The sequence below is a fragment of the Kitasatospora sp. NPDC051164 genome (assembly GCF_044455625.1).
Lineage (GTDB): Bacteria > Actinomycetota > Actinomycetes > Streptomycetales > Streptomycetaceae > Kitasatospora.
On sequence record NZ_JBITFB010000121.1, the window covers coordinates 1 to 1,720 of the forward strand.

At 69.3% G+C, this 1,720-nt stretch carries 1 protein-coding gene; it reads right to left on the reverse strand.

Going from position 1 to position 1,720, the window contains the following annotated elements; genetic code table 11:
- Window positions 1-22: 22 nt before the first annotated feature.
- Complete coding sequence (locus ACIBEC_RS47765) at window positions 23-1,306, reverse strand: IS110 family transposase (protein WP_360510322.1); 1,284 nt, start codon at window positions 1,304-1,306, stop codon at window positions 23-25.
- Window positions 1,307-1,720: the final 414 nt, after the last annotated feature.

Consider the following 1,720-nt stretch of genomic DNA (forward strand, 5'->3'; position numbering starts at 1 on the left):
AGACATCTCAGGAAGCTACGAGTCAAGCAGCCGTCGGGATCGACAACGTGGCAGAGGAGGTGAAGGCATGGGTCTCGTCGAACAGCACACGGTTCTGAAGGCAGTGGAAGAGCTGGCCGAGCAGGCGGTTGAGGAGGTTGCGTTGGGCGCCGGCGTGCCAGTCTCCGTGTTCGCGTCTGCGGCGGTAGTGGGCGTCAGCGCCGGGCGAGGCCTGGAGGGAGGAGAAGGCCCAGAGGAATCCGGCATGCATGAGGCGGTTGTTCTTGACCATGCGTCTGCCGACATAGCTCTTCTTGCCGGAGGCTCGGGTGATCGGGGCGGATCCGGCGTAGGCCTTCAGGCCGCGCGCGTCGGCGAAGCGGGTGCGGTCGTCGCCGATCTCCGCCAGGAGGCGGGCTCCGAGCTGGACTCCGAGGCCGGGGAAGCTGAGGTATATCTCGGCGTCCGGGTGCTCGCGGAAGGCGGCTTCGACCGCCCCGGCGAGGTCGTCACCGGCCTGACAGGCGGCGTCGAACTGCTTCAGCAGGGCGAGCAGCTGGTGACCGAAGGCGTCCTCGACCGCGTCCGGGTGGCGGGCGTGCTCGGCCCGGAAGATGTCGCGGAGCCGTTCGGCCTCGGCGTCGATGCTGCGCTGGCGGCCGGCGCGCCTGAGCGCGGCCCGCAGCTGGGCCAGGGACAGCTTCGCCGCCCGAGCTGGGGTCGGGGCCGCGGCGAGGACAGCGCGGGCGTCCGGCCGGGCCAGGCCGCCGGCCTTGCTCTGGAAGGCTTCCAGGGCGGCGGGGTAGTACTCGCGCAGGAGCGAACGGATCTGGTTGCCGAGCTGCTGGCGGTTCCAGACGGCATCCTGTTGGGCGCGGGCCAATACGGTGACGGCCCGGCCCTGGTCGGAGTCGGCGGGCAGCGGCCGGTGCATGGGCATGTCGGTGCGCAGGATGTTCGCCAGCACCAGCGCGTCGCCCGGGTCGGACTTCTTGCGGCTCACACCGTGCCGGTCGCGGTAGCGGGAGGCGGCGAGCGGATTGATCGCGAACACCTGCCGCTGGCCGGTGCGCAGGACGGCGACCAGCAGGCCGCGGTTGGTCTCGATCGCCACCGGAATGGGCGCCTCGGGACTGTCGCCGTACTCGGCGAGCAGGTCGAGCAGGAACCGGTAGCCGGCCGCGTCGTCGGTGATCCGACGCTTGGCCAGCAGCTCGCCGGTCTCGTCGACCAGGGCGACATCGTGGTGCGACTCGGCCCAGTCGATGCCACAGAAGATCTTCAACCGACTCTCCCAACGTTGCCTGTTTTCGCAGGTCACGAGCACATGCGGGTCACGCGGCGCCCTAATCCCAGGACTCTTCGGTCCGCCATCTCAGTAGCCGTTCATGACACCAGCGCACCCCAGGGGCCCCCGTCTGCACCAGAGCTCGAAGGCTCGCGGATATCAACAAGGGGTCAGCCCTGGAGCGGGCTCGCGCCACGACCACGGAAACACGATCACCGGCGGGTTTCGCGGCGGCCCGAAGACGCCGGACCGCGCCGCTCTTCTCTTCGGACCTCGCAGGTCAAGGGTTGTCCAGGCATCGGCCCGGCGTCCACGCGACCGCCACGAAACCCACCGCCGTGACTGCACCGCTCTCTCTGAAGGCCTCGCAGGGGCCGCCAGATGATCAGGTGTCCCTCACGTCAGACAGCTCGGAGTCCCACTCGGAATCCGACCGCCTTCACATCGGATTAG